Here is a 19,389-nt window from a genome sequence, read left to right on the forward strand (position 1 = left end):
TATGTTTCTGTGACAAATAGCTTTCTAGGATGATAGTTCAATAATTGATAGTGAGGTGAGCTGAGCAGTGACCAGAATGCATAATGTACCCAATATGATTTTGATTGGTTCAACTGCTAGAAATAGCGGGAAAACTACTCTTGCCGGTTTAATAATAAATAGATATAAATTAAATGGATCGGTAGTGGGTTTAAAAGTAACAACTATTCACGATAAAAATAGAAAATGTATACGTGGAGGAGAAGGCTGCGGGGCATGTTCAAGCTTAAAGGGGAATTTTCAAATAACGGAGGAATTGAATGCATCCAATAATAAAGATACATCTTTATTATTAGCTGCAGGAGCGGATAGAGTTTACTGGCTGAAAACACTGGAAGGTAATATATATGAAGGATTTGAGACTGTTATAGACCGTATACCTAAAGATGCCCTTATAGTATGTGAATCAAATAGTTTACGAACTGCTGTTAATCCGGGTGTTTTTATCATGATAAAAAATACTCGGGATTGTCAAATAAAAAAATCAGCAGGTAAAGTTATAGATCAAGCTGACATAATTATAGAAAACAATTTCAATGATGATTTTCAGGAAATAATAGAGAAAATAGGAAACATAATAAAAAATAAACCCAGTAAAGATGCGATGTTTTGATATTTCCTCAAGAATTGACATAATAAATTTATTAGTGTATAATCTATGTTAATAAATAGAATATAGTAAGGATTCTGAGATATACGCAGGCTTTAGTTTTGAACCTACATTAGAGAAACGGAAGTTCAATATTTAGATGAGTACATGTACCCTAAGCAATTGGCTGTAGGAGGATGGAGACATCTGTGAGGACATCCACCTGTGGAGACATAGGTGTCAAAATAAAGTTAACGGTATTTTGGATGATGTAATCTATGAAATTATAAAGTTCAAGAGAGATGCTAAAATCTCTCTTTTTTATAATTTAAATTTATGAGTTTTGGATAAATTAAGAGTTTAAATGAAAGTAAGCTTGACTTCAAATTCTGAATATTTTAAAATAAGAATATATTAAAAATTTGTTTATATAGAAATAAAAGTATATAATAAACTTTTAATATATAAAGTTTGGGGGAATGGATATGGATAAAAAAATTTTAACAGTATGCCCCTATTGTGGTGCAGGATGTAACCTTTATTTATATGTAAGAGATAATAAAATAATTAAGGCGGAACCAGCTAATGGTAGGACGAATGATGGTTCACTGTGCCTAAAGGGATATTTTGGTTGGGACTTTTTGAATGATCCCAAGATTTTAACAGCCCGTTTAAATAAACCTATGATAAGAAAAAATAATAAGCTGGAAGAAGTGTCCTGGAAGGAAGCTATTGATTTTACGGCTTCAAAATTGTTGGATATAAAAGAAAAATATGGTCCCGATTCAATAATGGGCACAGGATGTGCCAGAGGTTCGGGAAATGAAGCAAACTATGTTATGCAAAAATTTATGAGAGCAGCAGTGGGAACCAATAATGTAGATCACTGTGCCAGAGTCTGACATGCTCCTTCTGTAGCCGGTCTGGCTCGTGTTTTAGGAAATGGTGCTATGTCAAATGGAATACATGAAATAGATGATACTGATTTACTGCTTATTTTTGGTTACAATGGGGCGTCTTCACATCCTATAGTTGCCAAAAGGATAGTTAATGCAAAGCAGAAGGGTGCAAAAGTTATAGTGGTGGATCCACGTATAACTGAATCAGGAAGAATAGCTGATCTTTGGCTGCCTATAAAGAATGGAACTAATATGGCTCTTGTAAATGGTTTTGCAAATGCACTTATAAATGAAAAATTATATGATGAAGAGTATGTTAAAGATCATACCAGCGGATTTAAAGAATACAGTGCAATAGTGGAAAAGTACACTCCTGAGTATGTAGAAAAAATCACCAATATAAATGCCAGGGATATAGTAAAAGCTATGGAAATGTATTCTAGTGCTAAAAATGCAATGATACTCTATGGAATGGGAGTTTGTCAGTTTGCACAAGCTGTAGATGTGGTCAAGGGATTGGCATCACTGGCACTTTTGACTGGAAATTTTGGAAGGGCTAATGTGGGAATAGGGCCGGTTAGAGGGCAGAACAATGTTCAGGGCGCCTGTGACATGGGAGTACTTCCCAATGTATATCCTGGGTATCAGAGTGTAACTGATGATAAAATCAAGAGTAAATTTGAAAAAGCCTGGAAGGTCAAGCTTTCAAATAAAATAGGGTGTCATTTGACAGAAGTTCCCCGCAGGACTCTTAAAGAAAATAAGTTAAAGGCGTATTATATAATGGGAGAGGATCCGGTTCAAAGTGATCCTGATTCCGAAGAGATGAGAAGGACATTGGAGAAATTGGAATTTGTCATAGTTCAGGATATTTTTATGAATAAAACCTGTCTTTATGCAGATGTGATTTTACCGGCTACTTCCTGGGGAGAGCATGAGGGTGTATTCACCTGTGCGGATAGAGGGTTTCAAAGGTTTAGAAAAGTAGTAGAACCTAAGGGAGATGTTAAGCCTGACTGGCAGATAATTTCCGAAATATCCTCTGCCATGGGGTATCCTATGCACTATGATAATACGGAGGAAATATGGGATGAACTCAGGAATCTATGTCCTAATTTTAAAGGGGTAACCTACGAAAGACTGGATAAACTGGGAGGAATTCAATGGCCATGTCCTTCAGAAGATCATCCAGGTACATCTTATCTATATGAAGGCAATAAATTCAATACGTCAACAGGCAGGGGAAATCTTTTTGCTGCGGAATGGAGGCCTCCTGTAGAATCTGTAGATGAAGAATATCCACTGGTTCTCTCCACTGTAAGGGAAGCAGGGCATTATTCTGTTAGAACCATGACCGGTAATTGTAGGGCACTTCAGCAGCTGGCAGATGAACCTGGATATGTGCAGATTAATTCTGAGGATGCAGATAGATTTAAGATAAAAGATGAACAGATTATGAGAATAAGCTCCAGAAGAGGTTCTGTTTTAGCCAGGGCGCTGGTGACAGAGAGGGTAAACAGAGGTGCAGTTTATATGACGTATCAGTGGTGGATAGGTGCGTGTAACGAGCTTACCTCTAATAATCTTGATCCTGTGTCGAAAACTCCAGAATTAAAATATTGTGCCGTTAAAATAGAGGCTATAGAAGATCAAATAGAAGCGGAAAAATATGTAAAAGAAGAATATGATAAAATAAAGAGAAAAATGGGAGCAAAAGTACAATAGGGGGAATATATTTTGATAAAATTATGTAAAGCTTTAGATGCAGTATTAGATAATGCATCATTACTTGAAAGTGAAACGATTCCACTGGATGAAGCTTTGAACAGGGTACTGGCGGAAAATATAAATTCAAAAGATAATTTACCTCCATTTAATAAGTCATCTATGGATGGATATGCTTTAAAGAGCACTGATACTGGGGAAGGACAGTCAAAGTTTAAAATTGTTGGATCCATAAAAGCAGGAGATGTTCCTAGAACTGAGATAAAAAAGGGAGAAGCTATAAAGATAATGACAGGAGCTGCCGTACCAAAAGGTGCAGATGCAGTTATTCAGATTGAGAAAGTGAAGACCTGTAAAGATGAACTTGAAGTCTGTGGAAAAGTCTGTGAGGGAAAAAATGTATTGATGGAAGGGGAAGAAATAAAAAAAGGTGACTCTGTTTTTGAAAGGGGAACATTTTTAAGGCCTTCAGAAATAGGGATGCTGGCTTCTCTAGGATATGGCAGGGTTCAATGTTATAGAAAACCTAAAATTATAATTATAACCACTGGTGATGAACTTGTGGGTGTAGATGACAAGATAACTGAGGGAAAGGTTAGAAATTGTAATGAATATGCTCTCGTGGCTTTAAGTAAGAATTTAAATGTAAGTGTAAAATCCTATGGAATAGTTGAGGATCAAAAGGAAAAAATTCTAGGTGCAGTAAAAAATGCACTTGAAGAAGGGGATATAGTCATAACCTCAGGCGGTGTATCCGTAGGGGATTATGATTTTATAGAAGATGTTCTTCATGAAATAGGGGCGGATATAAAGTTTACATCTGTGGAAGTAAAACCTGGCAAGCCGGTTACTTTTGCCACTTTCAAAAATAAACTGTTTTTTGGACTTCCGGGAAATCCTCTATCTGTTATAAATACTTTTGAAATTTTTGCAGCACCAGCTGTAAAGAAAATGATGGGCAGAAAGGATGTAATAAATGATGAGTTTCCTGTGATTTTAGAGGATGATTTTAAGTCAAAAGGTGACAGAGATAATTATATATATGTGAACATAGAAAAAAAAGACGGAAAGTATTATGCACGTAATACTGGAATGCAGAGCTCAAATGCACTTTTTACATTGACCCGTTCAAATGGTGTGATAATTATTAAAAAGGGAATTAAGTCTGTAAGAGCTGGAGATATTTTAAATGGCAAATTCATATTTAAATAGGAAGCCCGTTGTTTCTATAATTTCAGCTGGTTCTAATTCGGGAAAAACTACGTTGATAGAGGGAATAATAAAAAGTCTTAAAAAACGAGGATATAAAGCAGGTGTTATAAAATATGATGTGCATGAGTTTCAGATAGATCATCCGGGAAAAGACACTTATAGGTTTGCTGAGGCTGGGGCGGACAGTGTTGTAATTGCCTCAGACAATAAGGTGGCTTTGATAAAAAAAACCGAAAAAAGGGAGAGCATAGAGAAACTTTTGGAACTTTTTCAAGATATGGATATTATAATAGTTGAAGGGTTTAAGAATAATATGTTTCCCAAGATAGAGGTTTATAGAAAATCTGTAAATTCCACACTGATCTATGGAAACTGCAGTGGTGATTTTACGAATTTTGCAGCTGTTGCCAGTGATGAAAATATGGAGCTGGATATACCTGTACTGGATTTAAATGACATAGAGGAAATAACGGATTTTATTGAAACAAATTTTATGGAGGGGTAAAGTATGGACAAGACATTTCAAATCAAGGTGACCAAGTATGATGGGAAACACAGCAAAGTTGTGGATGAATTGGCCATATGTGAATATCCCCTAAATATATTTGTAAATGGAAGGCATCTAGCTGTGCTTTTGTGTACACCGGAAAAACTTGAGGAATTGACTGTAGGATTTTTGATTTTTCATGGGATTATAAAATCCTATGATGAAGTTAAATCTGTAAAAATAGATGAGAAAATGGGAAGGGCAGAAGTACTTTTAAATTGTGAAGATATAGATACTTCCAACTACTTAAAACAAGTACTTCCCCATAATTTTAATGAGCAAGACAGCACTGAGTTTTTTTCACATATAATGAATTCTCTTAAAATAGGGAGAATTCAAAACGAAAATGTCCATGTAAAGGGAGAAATAATCTATGATTTAATGAAAAAAAGTCTGTCTTATTCTGATGCTTTTAGAAATACCGGTGGAGTTCACTGTGCTGCTCTTTGTGATGGATACAATATAGTGTCCATTTGTGAAGACATAGCAAGGCACAATGCTGTGGACAAATTATTGGGGAAAGCTTTTATGGAGGGTATTAATTTAAAGGATAAGATACTATTTCTAAGCAGCAGAGTTTCCTTTGAGATGGTGTTTAAAATTGCCAGATTTGGAGTTCCAATAGTGATATCAAAATCTGCACCTACGTATCTTTCAATAAAATTTGCTGAGGCCTTAAATGTCACCTTAGTAGGGTTTGTAAGGGAGAGGAGAATGAATGTATATACAAATCCCCAGCGAATAATATAACTGGCATAGGGACAATTTAGCGAATATTAAAATATTATTAAAGGAAGGTGAAATTTAAAATGGAGAATGTATTGAAACAAGGTTTAAAAAGTGGTGATCTATCTGCATGGGATGTAATTGAAAAATATCCTAAGGAGCAGCGGTATACCCTTGCAATACTTCAGGATATACAGAAAAAATATAAATATATACCCAGAGAAGCTCTGGAAAACCTGGCTGTATATCTGGAGACTCCTCTTAGTAGGTTATATGGTATGGCTACTTTTTATAAAGCTTTGAGTCTCACTCCAAAGGGAGAAAATATAATAACAGTATGTGATGGAACGGCCTGTCATGTTGCAGGATCCATGATTGTGATGGACGAACTTGAAAAAGCAATAGGAATAAAGCCAGGGGAAACTACCAAAGATTTAAAATTTTCTATAAATACAGTCAACTGCATAGGCTGCTGTGCTATAGCACCTGTAATGATGATAAATGAAAAGTATTATGGAAATCTGACTCCAAAGTCGGTCCGTGAAATTCTCAGTGAGTATAGGGGTGGGAAATAATGGGTGATAAAAAGATTGTCAATGTGTGTTGTGGTACAGGTTGTTTAGCTAAGGGAAGTATGGAGGTGTATAAAGAGCTTAAATCACAGATAGCCAAATTAAATTCAAATTCAAATATAGATGTTGTGCTTAAGGCTACGGGATGTGATGGATTATGTGAGAAAGGTCCTGTGCTTAAAATATATCCAGACGATATTGCATATTTTAAAGTTAAAGTTGGAGATGTAGGAAATGTTGTTGAGAAAACCCTTGTTAATGGTGAGATTATAGATAAGCTGCTCTATTTTGAAACTTCCACTAAAAAAAGGCTCAGAAATCATAAGGAAAGTGAGTTTTGCAAAAGGCAGAATAAAATTGCCCTTAGGAATGTAGGAGAAATAGATCCTACTAGTATTGAGGATTATGTTGAAAGAGGAGGGTATAGAGCTCTGAAGAAAGCTATCAACACCATGAAGCCTGAACAGGTGCTTGAGGAGGTATCAAAATCGGGGCTTCGCGGAAGAGGGGGAGCAGGATTCCCCACAGGGCGTAAATGGAAAACTGCTGCTGATATTGATACTGCACCTAAATATGTAGTCTGTAACGGCGATGAAGGGGATCCAGGGGCTTTTATGGACAGAAGTATAATGGAAGGAGATCCAAACAGTGTAATAGAAGGTATGATTCTCTGTGCCTACGCAGTAGGGGGAACCAATGGATTTGCCTATATAAGAGATGAATATGGGCTTGCTGTAGAGAATATGCAGAAGGCCATAGATGCGGCGAGAAGAGAAAATTTGCTTGGTAAAGGTATACTTGGAAGTGATTTTTCCTTTGATATACAGATAGTAAGGGGTGGAGGAGCATTTGTATGCGGTGAGTCGACTGCTCTCATGTCGTCTATAGAGGGAAAAGTGGGTGAGCCCAGGGCCAAATATATACACACCACTGAAAAAGGCCTTTGGGGACAGCCAACTGTCTTAAATAATGTGGAAACCTGGGCAAATGTTCCTATAATAGTTGAAAAAGGTGGAGACTGGTATCATTCTATAGGTACTATGGAAAAGAGCAAGGGAACGAAGGTGTTTTCATTGGTTGGAAAAGTTAAAAATACCGGCCTTGTGGAAGTGCCTATGGGAACTACATTGAGAGAGATAATATTTGATATAGGCGGAGGAGTTTTAAATGACAGGAAGTTTAAAGCTGTCCAAATAGGGGGACCTTCTGGAGGGTGTCTGCCGGAAGAATACCTGGATCTAAAAGTTGACTATGATACTTTGGTGAAGGCAGATTCTATGATGGGTTCGGGTGGAATGATCGTAATGGATGACAGAACTTGTATGGTAGATGTAACCAGGTATTACCTGAGCTTTTTAGCAGAGGAATCCTGCGGGAAATGTGTACCCTGTAGAGAGGGAGTAAAGAGGATGCTGGAGATATTGACAGATATATGCGATGGCAAGGGCAAGGAAGGAGATATAGAGGAACTTCTTGAAATATCTTCTATGACCAGTCAGGCATCATTGTGCAGTCTCGGGAAAAGTGCACCTAACCCTGTAATAGCCTCTATTAGGTATTTCAGAGATGAATTTGAGGAACATATAAGAAATAAGAGATGTAGGGCAGGAGTTTGTAAAAAGCTTACCACGTTTGGCATAGATGAAGATAAATGTGTAGGATGCGATGTCTGCAGGAAAAATTGTCCTGCTGAATGTATTACGGGAGAGGTGAAGAAAGTTCATAAAATAGATGCTGATAAATGTCTGAGATGCGGCAACTGTATTAATATGTGCAGATTTGACGCTGTCAAAGTTCTATAAGGAGGAGGCAAATATGAAGATTACGATAGATGGTAAAATATGCGAAGCTGAACCTGGAGAATTTATATTGGAAGTGGCCAGAAGAAATAATATATATATACCTACCTTATGTCACAGTGATGCACTTCCGGGACTTGCCAGTTGTAGACTTTGTATAGTAGAGGTAATAGATAGAGGGCGTTCTAAAGTTGTAACTTCCTGTATATTTCCTATAAGTAAGGAAGTAGAGGTCGTGACTAATTCGTATAAGATAAGAAGGATGAGAAAAAATATAGTCATGCTGCTTCAGGCGAGGTGTCCTGCCAATAAAGAAGTGGCAGAACTTGCCAGGGCTTTTGAAGTTGAACAGAAAAGAGTGAAGAGGTTTAAACTGGACATGGAGGAAAATTGTATTTTATGCGGACTCTGTGCTAGAGCCTGCAAAGAACTTGGAGCCGGTGCCATATCCACAGTCAATCGAGGAATATATAAAAAAGTATCCACTCCTTATGGAGACCCCTCACCTGATTGTATAGGTTGTGCTTCCTGTGCAAATGTGTGTCCTACAAATGCAATAAAAGTGGTGGACTGGGATGGAGAGAGAAAAATATGGGGCAAGAAGTTTAAAATGGTAAAATGTGATCTGTGTGGAAAATATTTTGCAACAGAAGAACATGTAAAATATGCTTATAGCAGATTAAATATGGATCCGCCTGAAAAACTCTTATGCAGCACCTGTAAAAAGAAAATTGCCGCTAAGGATATAAAGGATATATTTGAAACGGTATAAAGTGTGGATTTGTCCTGCTAATAGCTTGTCTTTTATAATATATTTTAATTGTGAATGGTATTTTACACGTTAAGTTTTAAATGAATGAAAGGTGGGTGAAGTCAAATGAAACCAGATCTTAATTCCTTTGTAATAGTAGATCCTGATAAATGTATAGGATGTAGAGCCTGTGAAATTGCCTGTGCTGCAAAGCATAGAGAGAAAAATAATCAAGGACGTACTATTGGAACTATGAATGGTGTTGTAACTCCGAGAAGATTTCTAGTGCAGAATAAGGGAACGGTTATGCCGATACAGTGTAGGCATTGTGAGGATGCTCCCTGTGCAAATTCCTGTCCAGTAGGGGCTATAGTTGAAAAGAATGGGAGTATAATTGTAAACGGGAAAAAGTGTATAGGATGTAATACCTGTGCGTTGGTGTGCCCGGTGGGGGCGGTAAATTTACTGCCGAGAATTGAAAGCAAAATAGTTACAGGAGGAATTGGAGTTAAAATTAAAGTTGCAGCCTATAAATGTGATTTATGCAAAGAGGAAGGCGGAGAGCCAGCCTGTGTCAGAGAATGTCCTGAAGATGCTCTTAGAGTAGTGGATCCAAGGGAGAGTAAGAAGGACCGCAGTGTAAAGGCTGCATTGGAGCTGCTTGAAGTAAATGGAGATGTTTGATAGGTAGTTATTAAAATTTAGGGAAAGAAGGGAATGTTTTATATGCTCACAGGTATTCCTATTATAAATATAGATAAAGAATTGTGTACAGGTTGCAGAAGGTGTGCAGAGGTGTGTCCGGTGGATGCCATAGAGGGAGAGGAGGGTAAACCACAGTTCATAAACAAAGATAAATGCATAATGTGTGGACAATGCATTCAGATGTGCAAGGGTTATGAGTCCGTATATGATGAAGTTCCTACTCCTATGAGTAAAAGGTTATTTGACAGAGGGCTATTGGAAGATGTCAATGAACCGCTTTTTGCGGCATATAATGTAAGTCAAGTAAAAAGAATTAAGGATATATTGAAAAACAGGGACGTGTTCAAAATTGTAGAATGTGCTCCTTCAGTAAGAGTTGCTCTGGGAGAGGATTTTGGATTGCCTCTTGGATCTTTGACTCCTGGAAAGATGGCAGCCGCACTGAGAAAACTTGGGTTTGATAGGGTATATGATACTAATTTTGGAGCAGATCTTACTATAATGGAAGAGGGCAGTGAACTTTTGCGGAGGATAACGGAAAGAGGTGTACTTCCTATGTTTACATCCTGTTGTCCTGCCTGGGTGAAGTATATGGAGCAGACTTATCCTGAACTCCTTCCTCATCTTTCAAGTTGTAAATCACCTCAACAGATGGCAGGAGCTATTTTTAAAACATATGGAGCAAAAGTTGACGATGTTAATCCTGCCAGGATTTATACGGTATCTGTAATGCCGTGCACCTGTAAGGAATTTGAGTGTGAAAGAGATGAGATGCAGGATAGTGGATATAGAGATGTGGATGTAGCAGTAACTACCAGAGAACTGGCATATTTGATAAAAGATGCCCATATTGACTTCAATGAGCTGCAGGAGGAAGAGTTTGATGCACCGCTTGGGGTGTATACTGGAGCTGGAACTATATTTGGTTCTACAGGTGGAGTTATGGAGGCAGCACTTAGGACGGGATATGAACTCTACACTAAAAAACCTATACCTAAAATAGATCTGACTATGGTCAGAGGCGGTGAAGGATTCAGGGTAGCCCAGGTGGATTTAGGCGATTTTAAGCTGAAAGTGGCAGTTGTTTCCGGCTTAAAACATGTAAAAGAAGTGATGGAGAGTGTAAAAAATGGAAGATGTCATATCCATTTTATAGAAGTTATGACATGTCCTCAAGGATGTATAAGTGGAGGCGGCCAGCCTAAGGTAATATTTGAATCCGACAGGGAAAATGCTTATAATAAAAGAAAAGAAGGTTTGTATGTGCATGATTCAAAGCTAAAATTTAGAAAATCACATGAAAACCCTGCAATAAAGAAATTATATAAAGATTTTTTAGAGGAGCCTCTGGGTTATAGATCTCATGAATTGCTGCATACAGAATACAAGTCTAGAAAAAGGGAGAATTAAAAAAATGAAGAATTGCTTTGTAATGGCTGATCCAAATAAATGTATAGGATGCAGGACTTGCGAGGCTGCCTGTGCCATTGAACATTCGGGAGAAGATTTTTTTAATGTCAGTATTTCAAAGATAAATTTTAACCCGCGGTTGAATGTAATAAAAAATGCTAAGGTAAGTGTACCGGTACAGTGCAGACAGTGTGAGGACTCTCCGTGTTTAAGGGTATGTCCTGTAAATGCAATTAGTAATGAAGAGGGACTTGTGTTTGTGAATAAAAATATGTGTATAGGATGTAAAAGCTGTCTTATAGCTTGCCCTTACGGAACTATAGAGTTGGTTACAGAATATGAAGAGGGAGAAAAAACACTAAAAAACAGATTTAGGGTAGTAAGTGAAGACAAAGCTGTACAGGAGGAGAAAGATAAGGTAGTGGCAAATAAATGTGATCTGTGTAGGGGAAGAAAAAATGGTCCGGCCTGTATAGAAGTTTGCCCAACACAGGCTCTTCAATTGGTAACTTATGATGACAGTGGAAATATTGTAAAAAAGAAATCCGCAAATGAGTGCAGGGTTGGCTAAAAGTTTAAAGTAAAATGTTAAAGTACAGTTTTGAACTGTACTTTAACATTTTACTTAGAAATAATCTTGAGTTTTTAGGTCTTTAAGTCTAGAACTATTAAAATGTTTTTCAAACGTATATTCATTGATATTATACAGCAATTTTTATGCCAGCTGTAAAATGGCTGCAGATGAGGTAGGTTTTAAGTTTAATATCATAATGATAAAAAGCAGTATCAATATGATATTATAAAAAACATATTTATCATATTGATACTGCTTTTATTTTATTCAATCTTAAAATATGATATACTTTAAATAAATACTACACTTGAAATATTTAAAGGAGAGAATAAGACGGTGGAGAATTTCGATTTTATTCAAGAGGAAAGTAACATGTGCAGAATTGATATGGACAGTATATTAGAATACGATATATCCTCTTTTATACTTCAGGCAATTTTTGATTGCTGCTATGATGGACTCATAATTACAGATGAGAATCTTTTAATAAAAAAAGTTAATGTTACAGCTGTTAAAATATTGGGCATAAAAGAAGAAGCTATATATACAACTTACCTGAATGAAATACTGAGGGATGATGTGTTAAAATCTGTGGTGCTTACGGGAGAAAGCAAATTTTCACAGGATTGTAATTTTTATATAAATGGGAGTAGAATAAGGTGTGTTGTAAATTTGGTTCCTGTGAAATTACGGGGGAGAATAATAGGATTGGTGCTTGCCATTAGGGACACCAGGAAGCTCCATAGAATGGTAAACAATGTAGTGGGATATAAGGCATCTTTTACCTTTGATGATGTAATTACAAGAAGTGAGAATGTCAAAGCCATTATAAAGCTGGCTAAAAGAGCAGCCAAAACGAACTGCAATATACTTATAGAAGGCAAAAGCGGTACGGGAAAAGAGGTATTTGCACAATCCATTCATAACTACAGCAGTAGAAATGGGGGACCCTTTGTGGCTGTAAATTGTGCAGCCATACCCAGAGAACTGGTGGAAAGTGAATTATTTGGATATGAAAAAGGAGCCTTTACTGGAGCATCAAGAGGAGGAAATCCTGGTAAATTTGAACTGGCAGATGGAGGAACTATATTTTTGGATGAAGTGGGTGAACTTCCCCTGGATATTCAATCCAAACTCTTGAGGGTTTTGGACAATCTCAAAATAGTGAGAGTGGGGGGAAATTATGAAAAGCCTATAGATGTAAGAGTAATTGCAGCTACAAACAGAGTACTTAAGGACGAAATAGCAAATAAAAATTTTAGAGGCGATCTGTATTACAGGCTTAATGTGATGAGCATTCACCTCTTACCTCTAAAGGACAGAAAAGAAGATATAGAACTTTTAGCACAGCACTTTGTAAATAGATTGAATATCAAAAACCCCTCTGAGCCCAAGTATATAGATTCTTCCTATGTGGAAAAATTAAATCAGCATGGTTTTGAAGGGAATATAAGGGAACTCAGGAATATAGTAGAGAGATCCTATTATCTTTGTGAAGGCAATATGATAACTTCAAGATATTTTATGGAAAAAAGCACAAAAAGTGACATGAAAGCAGTTGATGATCCATCAAATAAAGTTTTACCTCTGGAAATTGTAGAGGAGAAGTGCATTAGAAATGCCCTTAAGTATTGCAGCGGTAATGCCATGAAGGCATCTGAATTATTGAAGATAGGTAAAGCTACTATATATAGAAAGATAAATAAGTACGGTATAGATTTGAATTCATACAATAAAAAATGATCTTACAAAATAAATTTTCCTGGAGTTCAGGTGAAGAAAACATTCTTTAGGGTAAACTCCACCTGAATTCAGGAATCACTGGATAATTATCTTGCTATTTTTTTCCTGGCTTCTAAGGGAATTTTGTATTCGCAGGGCATTGACAGCTGGCATTTCTGACATAAAAAATTGGTACAGGATATATTTCCCTTATTGTATCTGCCAATAACGTGATGCGGGCAGATTTGGATGCAGCTTCCGCAGGAATTGCAGTAATCGTAAACTCCACTATAAGCCCTTTTGGTGGCTTTATAAGGTATGCTTACAATTATACTTCCAAGCCTTCCTGCACAACCGCGTTTAGTTATGAGAGTTTTATTCAAACTGAGAGTTCCCAGTCCGGATATAAATGCTATATGTTTTTCTGACCAATTGCTTTTATAGTTTTTCACTGTAAATCTTGGACTTATTGAGGGAATGACCGAAATTCCTCCCATTTCTCCTATGTTTTTGGATATAAATTTACAGAGCGTATTGACAAAGGACATATTTTCGATTTTTTCATAAGTCCACTTTAGTGAAGAAACAGAGTTTTTGTTTTTAAATAAGTTTCTAATAGCAGATGAAAAAGGCAGAAAATAGGATATAACTGATTTTGCTTCAGGCATCCACTCTTTAGGGGTTAAGTGTCTGGGATCTACCACTGTACTGTCCTTTAATTTTAAAAATAATGGATCCCGGGCTTGAGCGACTCCTATTAATGGCGCATCAAAAATTCTTATATTATTTAATTCTGAAATTCTGTTATAGGGTGAAGTTAAAGTGAATTCATTTATCTGTTTTACCATATTCTCAATTTTGTATACATGTGATGCTTTTTCCTCTACATCATCTAAATTCATATAAGTTGAATTGACGTGTATGCTTTTTTTGAAGGTTCTATATTTATTGGGAGACAGTCCTTCATATTTGGTAAAAACTTTGCTAAAGTATGCCGGATCTATATATCCTACACTAAGAGCTATATTTCTTATACTCTTGTCTGTAGTAGTTAAAAGGCGTTTTGATTCTTTCAGACGGATTTTGGATAGATAATCTATAAAATTTATACCTGTATTGTATTTAAAATATCTGCTAAAATACTGAGGACTTAGATGTACTTCTTCAGCAGCAGATTCCAAACTTATATTTTTATTAAAATTCTTATTTATAAAATCTATGGCAGTATGAATTATATTTTTATCAGAATCAATTTTATTGTTGTTTAGAGTTGTAAAGTTCTTATCTCTTTTTTTAAGTAAAAATAATATTTTATTTATGGAATCCTTTACTTCTGAAGGTTTTGCCGGCTTTAAAATATAATCTTTTACTCCAAGCTTTATGGCATTTTGGGCAAAGTTGAAGTCATCATAAGCAGTCAGTATAATAGTTTTTACGTTTGGAAGAAACTTAGATATTTCCTCTTGGGCTTCAAGTCCATTTTTTTCAGGCATTTTTATGTCCATTATAATTATGTGAGGGTTATATTTTTTGGCAAATAGTATAGCTTCACTTCCAGTCTTAGCATCTTCAACAATATCTAGATTTTTGAAGGATTTTCTTAATACAAGTCTCATAGCTTGACGCTCTAATGTTTCGTCATCCGCAATTAGCAATCTATACATTGATATAATCACCTCCGCTAAATTTTAATGTACTAGTGGAATTTTAATATAAACTGTTGTTCCCACATTAGGTGAGCTTTTAATGTCAATTCCGTATTGTGCTCCAAAATAGTATTTTATTCTATCCTGAACTATTTGGATCCCTATACTGATATTTGAATCATCTCTACTTGAAGAATTCATTTTATCTTTCAGAGATCTTAATTTTGCAGCTTCTATTCCCACCCCATTATCTTGAATTTTGAAAATTACATAGTTTCCCGCTACAGTTTCTGAATCTATATAAACTTTTCCAAATTCTTTTTTGGGTTCTATACCGTGTATGACGGCATTTTCTACTATGGGCTGCAGGGTCATGGCGGGAATTTTACAATTCAACACATTGTCCGAGATATTTATTTTATAACTTAATTTATCTTTAAATCTTACAGATTGGATGTACAGATATTTTTTTATATTGTCTATTTCAATAGATATATTTACCATCTTATCAGAATTTCTTAAACTATATCTCAATATATCAGACAGTGCATATATGAGTTCTACAGTGTTGTTAGAACTTTCTAAGAGTGACATGCTGGCCATGGTATTCAATGTGTTAAATAGAAAGTGAGGGTTGATTTGAGATTGAATGGATTTTATTTGAATATCCCTGGCTAATTGCTGAAACTTCATTTTTTCCTTGGTTTCCTGTAACAGCTTAGAATGAGTGATGTTGGCAACTCCCATTTTGGCAATGAGATTTGCAAACATATACATAAAATCAGCTGAATTTTTTATCTTTTCGTAAGCTACTATATTTATTTCTTTCAGAGCAGTTTCTAACTTATCCAATGGCAGATACAATTCTTTAGAAATCTTTTTTAAGTTAATTGAATTTCTTGTATCATTTTCCTTTATGGATACTTGTCCACAAAGCATTGATCCAATGTGAACATTATTCACAATTATAGGGGCAGAGAAATCTGTAAGTCCCGTATGGCAGCGATAGATAATGGGCTTTTTTAATTTAGAAGATTTTATTCCTCCCATGGCATCGCAATTTATGCATCTCCTGTAGCCTTCCTTTGAGGTTCGGATGAGGTTGCAAAATTTTGAAAAATTACTGGGCTTAATAAGGGGAACGCCATTTCTATTTACAGTTATGGTAGATAGATTTGTCAATTTAGAATACTTGTCTTGTATGTCCTGCAGAGAACCTACATCTATAAGTTTATCCAATGTATAGTGCTCTAAATCATCCATATAAACACCTCATAATGTAAAACAGATTTTTTATAAATAAATTCAATATATAAATTCATATTATCATATCTTTAGACAATTGAAAATATTCAAATCATACAGAAGCTGTATTTATATATAATTATAACCTGAAATATAAATTTATCAAATCCAAATGTAAAAAAAGTACATAAATAGATATAAAAAGTGCAAATTAAATTAGTTAATATATGTATTAAATTAATCAATAATTTGCAAAATAAGTATGCGAAAGTAATGTAAAATTAATTTTAAGAATTAATATTATTTATATGGAGGTGTTCCTATGGGACAGGAAGCATTGGGAATGATAGAAACAAGAGGATTGGTAGGAGCAATAGAAGCTGCCGATTCAATGGTAAAAGCAGCAAACGTAGTTCTTATAGGCTATGAAAAAATTGGTTCAGGGCTTGTAACTGTTATGGTAAGAGGTGATGTAGGCGCAGTGAAAGCAGCTACAGATGCCGGTGCAGCTTCAGCTAAGAGAGTAGGAGAGGTTGTATCAATACATGTTATTCCAAGACCTCATACAGACGTGGAAAAAATATTACCTAAAATTTCAGAATAATTGATTAGGGGTAGATATGATGGATAATGAGTTAATAGAGAAGGTTTTAGATGAAATAAGAAAAAAGGTGGATTTGAAAAATTTTGATCAAGAACAGCTGAATAAAATTATAAAATCCTCATCTGAAAATTTAATGCAAAGGCAAAATAATGATATTCGAAAAGAAAATAAAATAGATAATGAGAGGGAGGTAGATTCAATGAGTGCACCATCACCAATAACTGAGTATGTTGGAACATCAAACTATGGGGATACAGTTGGACTGGTAATTGCAAATGTTGACAGTATGTTACATGAAAAAATGGGTATTGACAAGAAATATCGTTCTATAGGAATCATAAGTGACAGAACAGGGGCAGGCCCACAGATAATGGCTGCAGATGAGGCTGTAAAAGCTACTAATACGGAAGTTGTAAGTATCGAACTTCCAAGGGATACTAAAGGCGGTGCAGGACATGGTGCCTTGATCATATTGGCTTCAGAGGATGTATCGGATTCGAGAAGGGCAGTGGAAGTTGCACTTAGGGATACGAACAGAACCTTTGGAGATGTTTATGGATTTGATGCAGGCCATGTGGAACTTCACTACACTGCCAGGGCAAGCTATGCATTGAACAAGGCCTTTGGTGCTCCAATAGGAAAATCTTTTGGCATAATAGTAGGGGCTCCGGCAGGATTGGGAGTGGTAATGGCAGATAAAGCGCTCAAAACTGCAAACGTTGACCTGGTAAGTTATGCAAGTCCTGGAAATGGAGGGACTTCCTATACAAATGAGGTTATCATAACTATAACTGGAGATTCAGGTGCTGTAAGACAATCGGTAGTTGCCGCTAGAGAAGTGGGGTTATCTATAGCAAGATCAATGGGACAGAATCCTGTGTCTACTACTGGTAAACCTTATATTTAAAAATTTAAAGGGTTTAATATGTTTTAAGGAGGGTTCTAGTTAATGAAAAGATCCAAGAGATTTGAAGTATTAGAGAAAAGACCGATTCATCAAGATGGGTATGTTAAAGAATGGCCGGAAGTTGGGCTTATAGCAATAGGAAGTCCAAGTGATCCAGCTCCAAGTATTAAATTGGAGAATGGAAAAGTAGTCGAAATGGATGGAAAAAAGAGGGAAGAGTTTGATTTTATAGACACTTTTTTAGCAGATCATTCAATAAATCTAGAGAATACCGAAAAAGCCATGGCACTGGATTCAACTGATATTGCAAGAATGCTGGTTGATATAAATGTTTCGAGAGATGAAATAATAAAGATAACAACTTCACTTACTGCGGCAAAATTGGTGGAAGTAGTTGATAAATTAAATGTAGTTGAAATGATGATGGCTCTTCAGAAGATGAGGGCAAGGAAAACACCTGCCAACCAGGCACATGTTACCAATGTGCGGGATAATCCGGTACAGATTGCAGCAGATGCTGCTGAATCAGGTATCAGGGGCTTTGCGGAAATGGAAACTACCGTAGGTATAGTGAGATATGCACCATTCAATGCAATTGGAATTCTGGTGGGAGCACAGACAGGAAGACCTGGAGTGTTGACACAGTGCTCGTTGGAGGAAGCTACAGAGCTTAGATTGGGTATGCTTGGATATACGGCTTATGCAGAAACAATATCCGTATACGGTACGGAAAATGTATTTGTAGATGGTGATGATACTCCATATTCAAAAGCTTTTCTTGCATCGGCTTATGCTTCAAGGGGACTTAAAATGAGGTTTACTTCTGGAACCGGTTCTGAAGTTCAGATGGGTTATGCAGAAGGAAAATCCATGCTCTATCTGGAAGCAAGATGCATAATGATAACAAAGGGTGCCGGAGTTCAAGGCCTTCAGAATGGTTCAGTCAGCTGTATAGGTGTTCCAGCAGCAGTACCAGGAGGAATAAGGGCAGTATTGGGTGAAAATCTTATAACTGAAATGCTGGATCTTGAAGTTGCTTCAAGTAATGACCAGACTTTCACACATTCAGATATTAGAAAAACTGCAAGGACAATGATGCAGTTCTTACCAGGAACTGACTTTATATGTTCCGGTTATAGTTCAACTCCAAACTACGACAACATGTTTGCAGGTTCCAACTGGGATGCGGAGGATTATGATGATTGGATAGTGCTTCAGAGAGACCTTAAAGTTGATGGAGGACTTCAGCCGGTAAAAGAAGAAGATGTAGTGGCAGCTAGGAATAAGGCAGCTAGAGCAATGCAGGCACTGTTTAAAGAGCTTGGGCTCCCTGCTATAACCGATGAGGAAGTTGAAGCTGCAACCTATGCCCATGGAAGCAAGGATATGCCAGCTAGAAATGTAGTAGAGGATTTAAAAGCAGCTCAGGAATTATTGTCCCGAGGAGTAACTGGATTGGATATAGTAAAGGGACTTTATAAGGGCGGTTTTAAAGATGTAGCTGAAAATGTCCTCAATATATTGAGACAGAGGATAGCGGGAGATTATCTGCATGCATCTTCAATATTTGATAATAAATTCAATGTTATAAGTGCTGTCAATGATAAAAATGACTATATGGGACCTGGAACCGGTTATAGAGTAGAGGGAGAAAGATGGAATAAATTGAAAGACATAACATTTGCTCTAGATCCTGAAAAAATGTAAGAAAGAGAGG

At 36.3% G+C, this 19,389-nt stretch carries 17 protein-coding genes; 15 read left to right on the top strand and 2 right to left on the bottom strand.

Annotated elements, in window-relative coordinates; genetic code table 11:
- Positions 1-76 precede the first annotated feature (76 nt).
- The 12 genes from LN736_RS04350 to LN736_RS04410 all read left to right on the top strand — a co-directional run bounded on the left by LN736_RS04350 (position 77) and on the right by LN736_RS04410 (position 13,291).
- On the top strand, positions 77-652 hold the full coding sequence (locus tag LN736_RS04350) for a hypothetical protein (protein ID WP_229981102.1): 576 nt from the start codon (positions 77-79) through the stop codon (positions 650-652).
- 461 nt (positions 653-1,113) lie between these two features.
- Positions 1,114-3,252: a formate dehydrogenase subunit alpha gene (gene fdhF, locus LN736_RS04360; protein WP_150355929.1), complete on the top strand. Its 2,139-nt coding sequence runs from the start codon at positions 1,114-1,116 to the stop codon at positions 3,250-3,252.
- Positions 3,253-3,264: 12 nt separating this feature from the next.
- Entirely contained in the window at positions 3,265-4,464 is a 1,200-nt protein-coding gene (locus LN736_RS04365) for a molybdopterin molybdotransferase MoeA (protein ID WP_229980969.1), read from the top strand.
- Positions 4,442-4,969: a molybdopterin-guanine dinucleotide biosynthesis protein B gene (gene mobB / locus LN736_RS04370; RefSeq protein WP_229980971.1), complete on the top strand. Its 528-nt coding sequence runs from the start codon at positions 4,442-4,444 to the stop codon at positions 4,967-4,969. The genes LN736_RS04365 and mobB overlap by 23 nt, the downstream gene beginning before the upstream one ends.
- Before the next feature lie 3 nt (positions 4,970-4,972).
- A complete protein-coding gene (fdhD, locus tag LN736_RS04375) occupies positions 4,973-5,761 on the top strand; it encodes a formate dehydrogenase accessory sulfurtransferase FdhD (protein ID WP_229980973.1) in 789 nt (262 codons plus the stop codon).
- 59 nt (positions 5,762-5,820) lie between these two features.
- Entirely contained in the window at positions 5,821-6,312 is a 492-nt protein-coding gene (gene nuoE, locus LN736_RS04380) for an NADH-quinone oxidoreductase subunit NuoE (RefSeq protein ID WP_229980977.1), read from the top strand.
- On the top strand, positions 6,312-8,111 hold the full coding sequence (locus tag LN736_RS04385) for an NADH-quinone oxidoreductase subunit NuoF (RefSeq protein WP_229980981.1): 1,800 nt from the start codon (positions 6,312-6,314) through the stop codon (positions 8,109-8,111). Before nuoE ends, LN736_RS04385 begins: the two co-directional genes overlap by 1 nt.
- Before the next feature lie 13 nt (positions 8,112-8,124).
- Positions 8,125-8,880, top strand: a complete 756-nt coding sequence (locus LN736_RS04390) for a 2Fe-2S iron-sulfur cluster-binding protein (protein ID WP_150355923.1) — start codon at positions 8,125-8,127, stop codon at positions 8,878-8,880.
- A 105-nt stretch (positions 8,881-8,985) separates the two neighbouring features.
- Positions 8,986-9,543, top strand: coding sequence for a 4Fe-4S dicluster domain-containing protein (locus LN736_RS04395; RefSeq protein ID WP_150355922.1), 558 nt, complete (start codon positions 8,986-8,988; stop codon positions 9,541-9,543).
- A 42-nt stretch (positions 9,544-9,585) separates the two neighbouring features.
- Entirely contained in the window at positions 9,586-10,974 is a 1,389-nt protein-coding gene (locus LN736_RS04400; protein WP_229980985.1) for a [FeFe] hydrogenase, group A, read from the top strand.
- A 4-nt stretch (positions 10,975-10,978) separates the two neighbouring features.
- Positions 10,979-11,545: a 4Fe-4S dicluster domain-containing protein gene (locus LN736_RS04405; protein WP_229980989.1), complete on the top strand. Its 567-nt coding sequence runs from the start codon at positions 10,979-10,981 to the stop codon at positions 11,543-11,545.
- Between the two features lie 339 nt (positions 11,546-11,884).
- Positions 11,885-13,291, top strand: coding sequence for a sigma-54 interaction domain-containing protein (locus LN736_RS04410; RefSeq protein WP_150355920.1), 1,407 nt, complete (start codon positions 11,885-11,887; stop codon positions 13,289-13,291).
- 86 nt (positions 13,292-13,377) lie between these two features.
- On the opposite strand, the gene LN736_RS04415 is transcribed toward LN736_RS04410, so the two are convergent.
- On the bottom strand, positions 13,378-14,934 hold the full coding sequence (locus LN736_RS04415) for a response regulator (RefSeq protein WP_150355919.1): 1,557 nt from the start codon (positions 14,932-14,934) through the stop codon (positions 13,378-13,380).
- 24 nt (positions 14,935-14,958) lie between these two features.
- Entirely contained in the window at positions 14,959-16,179 is a 1,221-nt protein-coding gene (locus tag LN736_RS04420) for a sensor histidine kinase (protein WP_150355918.1), read from the bottom strand.
- A gap of 304 nt (positions 16,180-16,483) precedes the next feature.
- Here LN736_RS04420 and eutM point away from each other — a divergent pair, with 304 nt between their 5' ends.
- Genes eutM through LN736_RS04435 form a run of 3 tightly spaced genes read left to right on the top strand, consistent with a single transcriptional unit; the run spans position 16,484 to position 19,379 of the window.
- On the top strand, positions 16,484-16,765 hold the full coding sequence (gene eutM, locus LN736_RS04425) for an ethanolamine utilization microcompartment protein EutM (protein WP_150355917.1): 282 nt from the start codon (positions 16,484-16,486) through the stop codon (positions 16,763-16,765).
- A gap of 19 nt (positions 16,766-16,784) precedes the next feature.
- The gene (gene pduB, locus LN736_RS04430) at positions 16,785-17,672 is read left to right on the top strand and encodes a propanediol utilization microcompartment protein PduB (RefSeq protein ID WP_150355916.1); all 888 of its coding nucleotides are present in this window, start codon (positions 16,785-16,787) and stop codon (positions 17,670-17,672) included.
- A gap of 42 nt (positions 17,673-17,714) precedes the next feature.
- Positions 17,715-19,379: a propanediol/glycerol family dehydratase large subunit gene (locus tag LN736_RS04435; RefSeq protein ID WP_150355915.1), complete on the top strand. Its 1,665-nt coding sequence runs from the start codon at positions 17,715-17,717 to the stop codon at positions 19,377-19,379.
- Positions 19,380-19,389 lie beyond the last annotated feature (10 nt).

The sequence above is a fragment of the Clostridium aromativorans genome, assembly GCF_020908015.1.
Taxonomy (GTDB): domain Bacteria; phylum Bacillota; class Clostridia; order Clostridiales; family Clostridiaceae; genus Clostridium_B; species Clostridium_B aromativorans.

Excerpts from the sequence above, each read along its gene's own strand:
- eutM (WP_150355917.1), top strand. The coding sequence starts at position 16,484 with ATGGGACAGGAAGCATTGGGAATGATAGAAACAAGAGGATTGGTAGGA.
- LN736_RS04420 (WP_150355918.1), bottom strand. The coding sequence starts at position 16,179 with ATGGATGATTTAGAGCACTATACATTGGATAAACTTATAGATGTAGGT.
- fdhD (WP_229980973.1), top strand. The coding sequence starts at position 4,973 with ATGGACAAGACATTTCAAATCAAGGTGACCAAGTATGATGGGAAACAC.
- LN736_RS04350 (WP_229981102.1), top strand. The coding sequence starts at position 77 with ATGCATAATGTACCCAATATGATTTTGATTGGTTCAACTGCTAGAAAT.
- LN736_RS04415 (WP_150355919.1), bottom strand. The coding sequence starts at position 14,934 with ATGTATAGATTGCTAATTGCGGATGACGAAACATTAGAGCGTCAAGCT.
- LN736_RS04400 (WP_229980985.1), top strand. The coding sequence starts at position 9,586 with ATGCTCACAGGTATTCCTATTATAAATATAGATAAAGAATTGTGTACA.
- LN736_RS04435 (WP_150355915.1), top strand. The coding sequence starts at position 17,715 with ATGAAAAGATCCAAGAGATTTGAAGTATTAGAGAAAAGACCGATTCAT.
- nuoE (WP_229980977.1), top strand. The coding sequence starts at position 5,821 with ATGGAGAATGTATTGAAACAAGGTTTAAAAAGTGGTGATCTATCTGCA.
- LN736_RS04385 (WP_229980981.1), top strand. The coding sequence starts at position 6,312 with ATGGGTGATAAAAAGATTGTCAATGTGTGTTGTGGTACAGGTTGTTTA.
- pduB (WP_150355916.1), top strand. The coding sequence starts at position 16,785 with ATGGATAATGAGTTAATAGAGAAGGTTTTAGATGAAATAAGAAAAAAG.
- mobB (WP_229980971.1), top strand. The coding sequence starts at position 4,442 with ATGGCAAATTCATATTTAAATAGGAAGCCCGTTGTTTCTATAATTTCA.
- LN736_RS04405 (WP_229980989.1), top strand. The coding sequence starts at position 10,979 with ATGAAGAATTGCTTTGTAATGGCTGATCCAAATAAATGTATAGGATGC.
- LN736_RS04390 (WP_150355923.1), top strand. The coding sequence starts at position 8,125 with ATGAAGATTACGATAGATGGTAAAATATGCGAAGCTGAACCTGGAGAA.
- LN736_RS04395 (WP_150355922.1), top strand. The coding sequence starts at position 8,986 with ATGAAACCAGATCTTAATTCCTTTGTAATAGTAGATCCTGATAAATGT.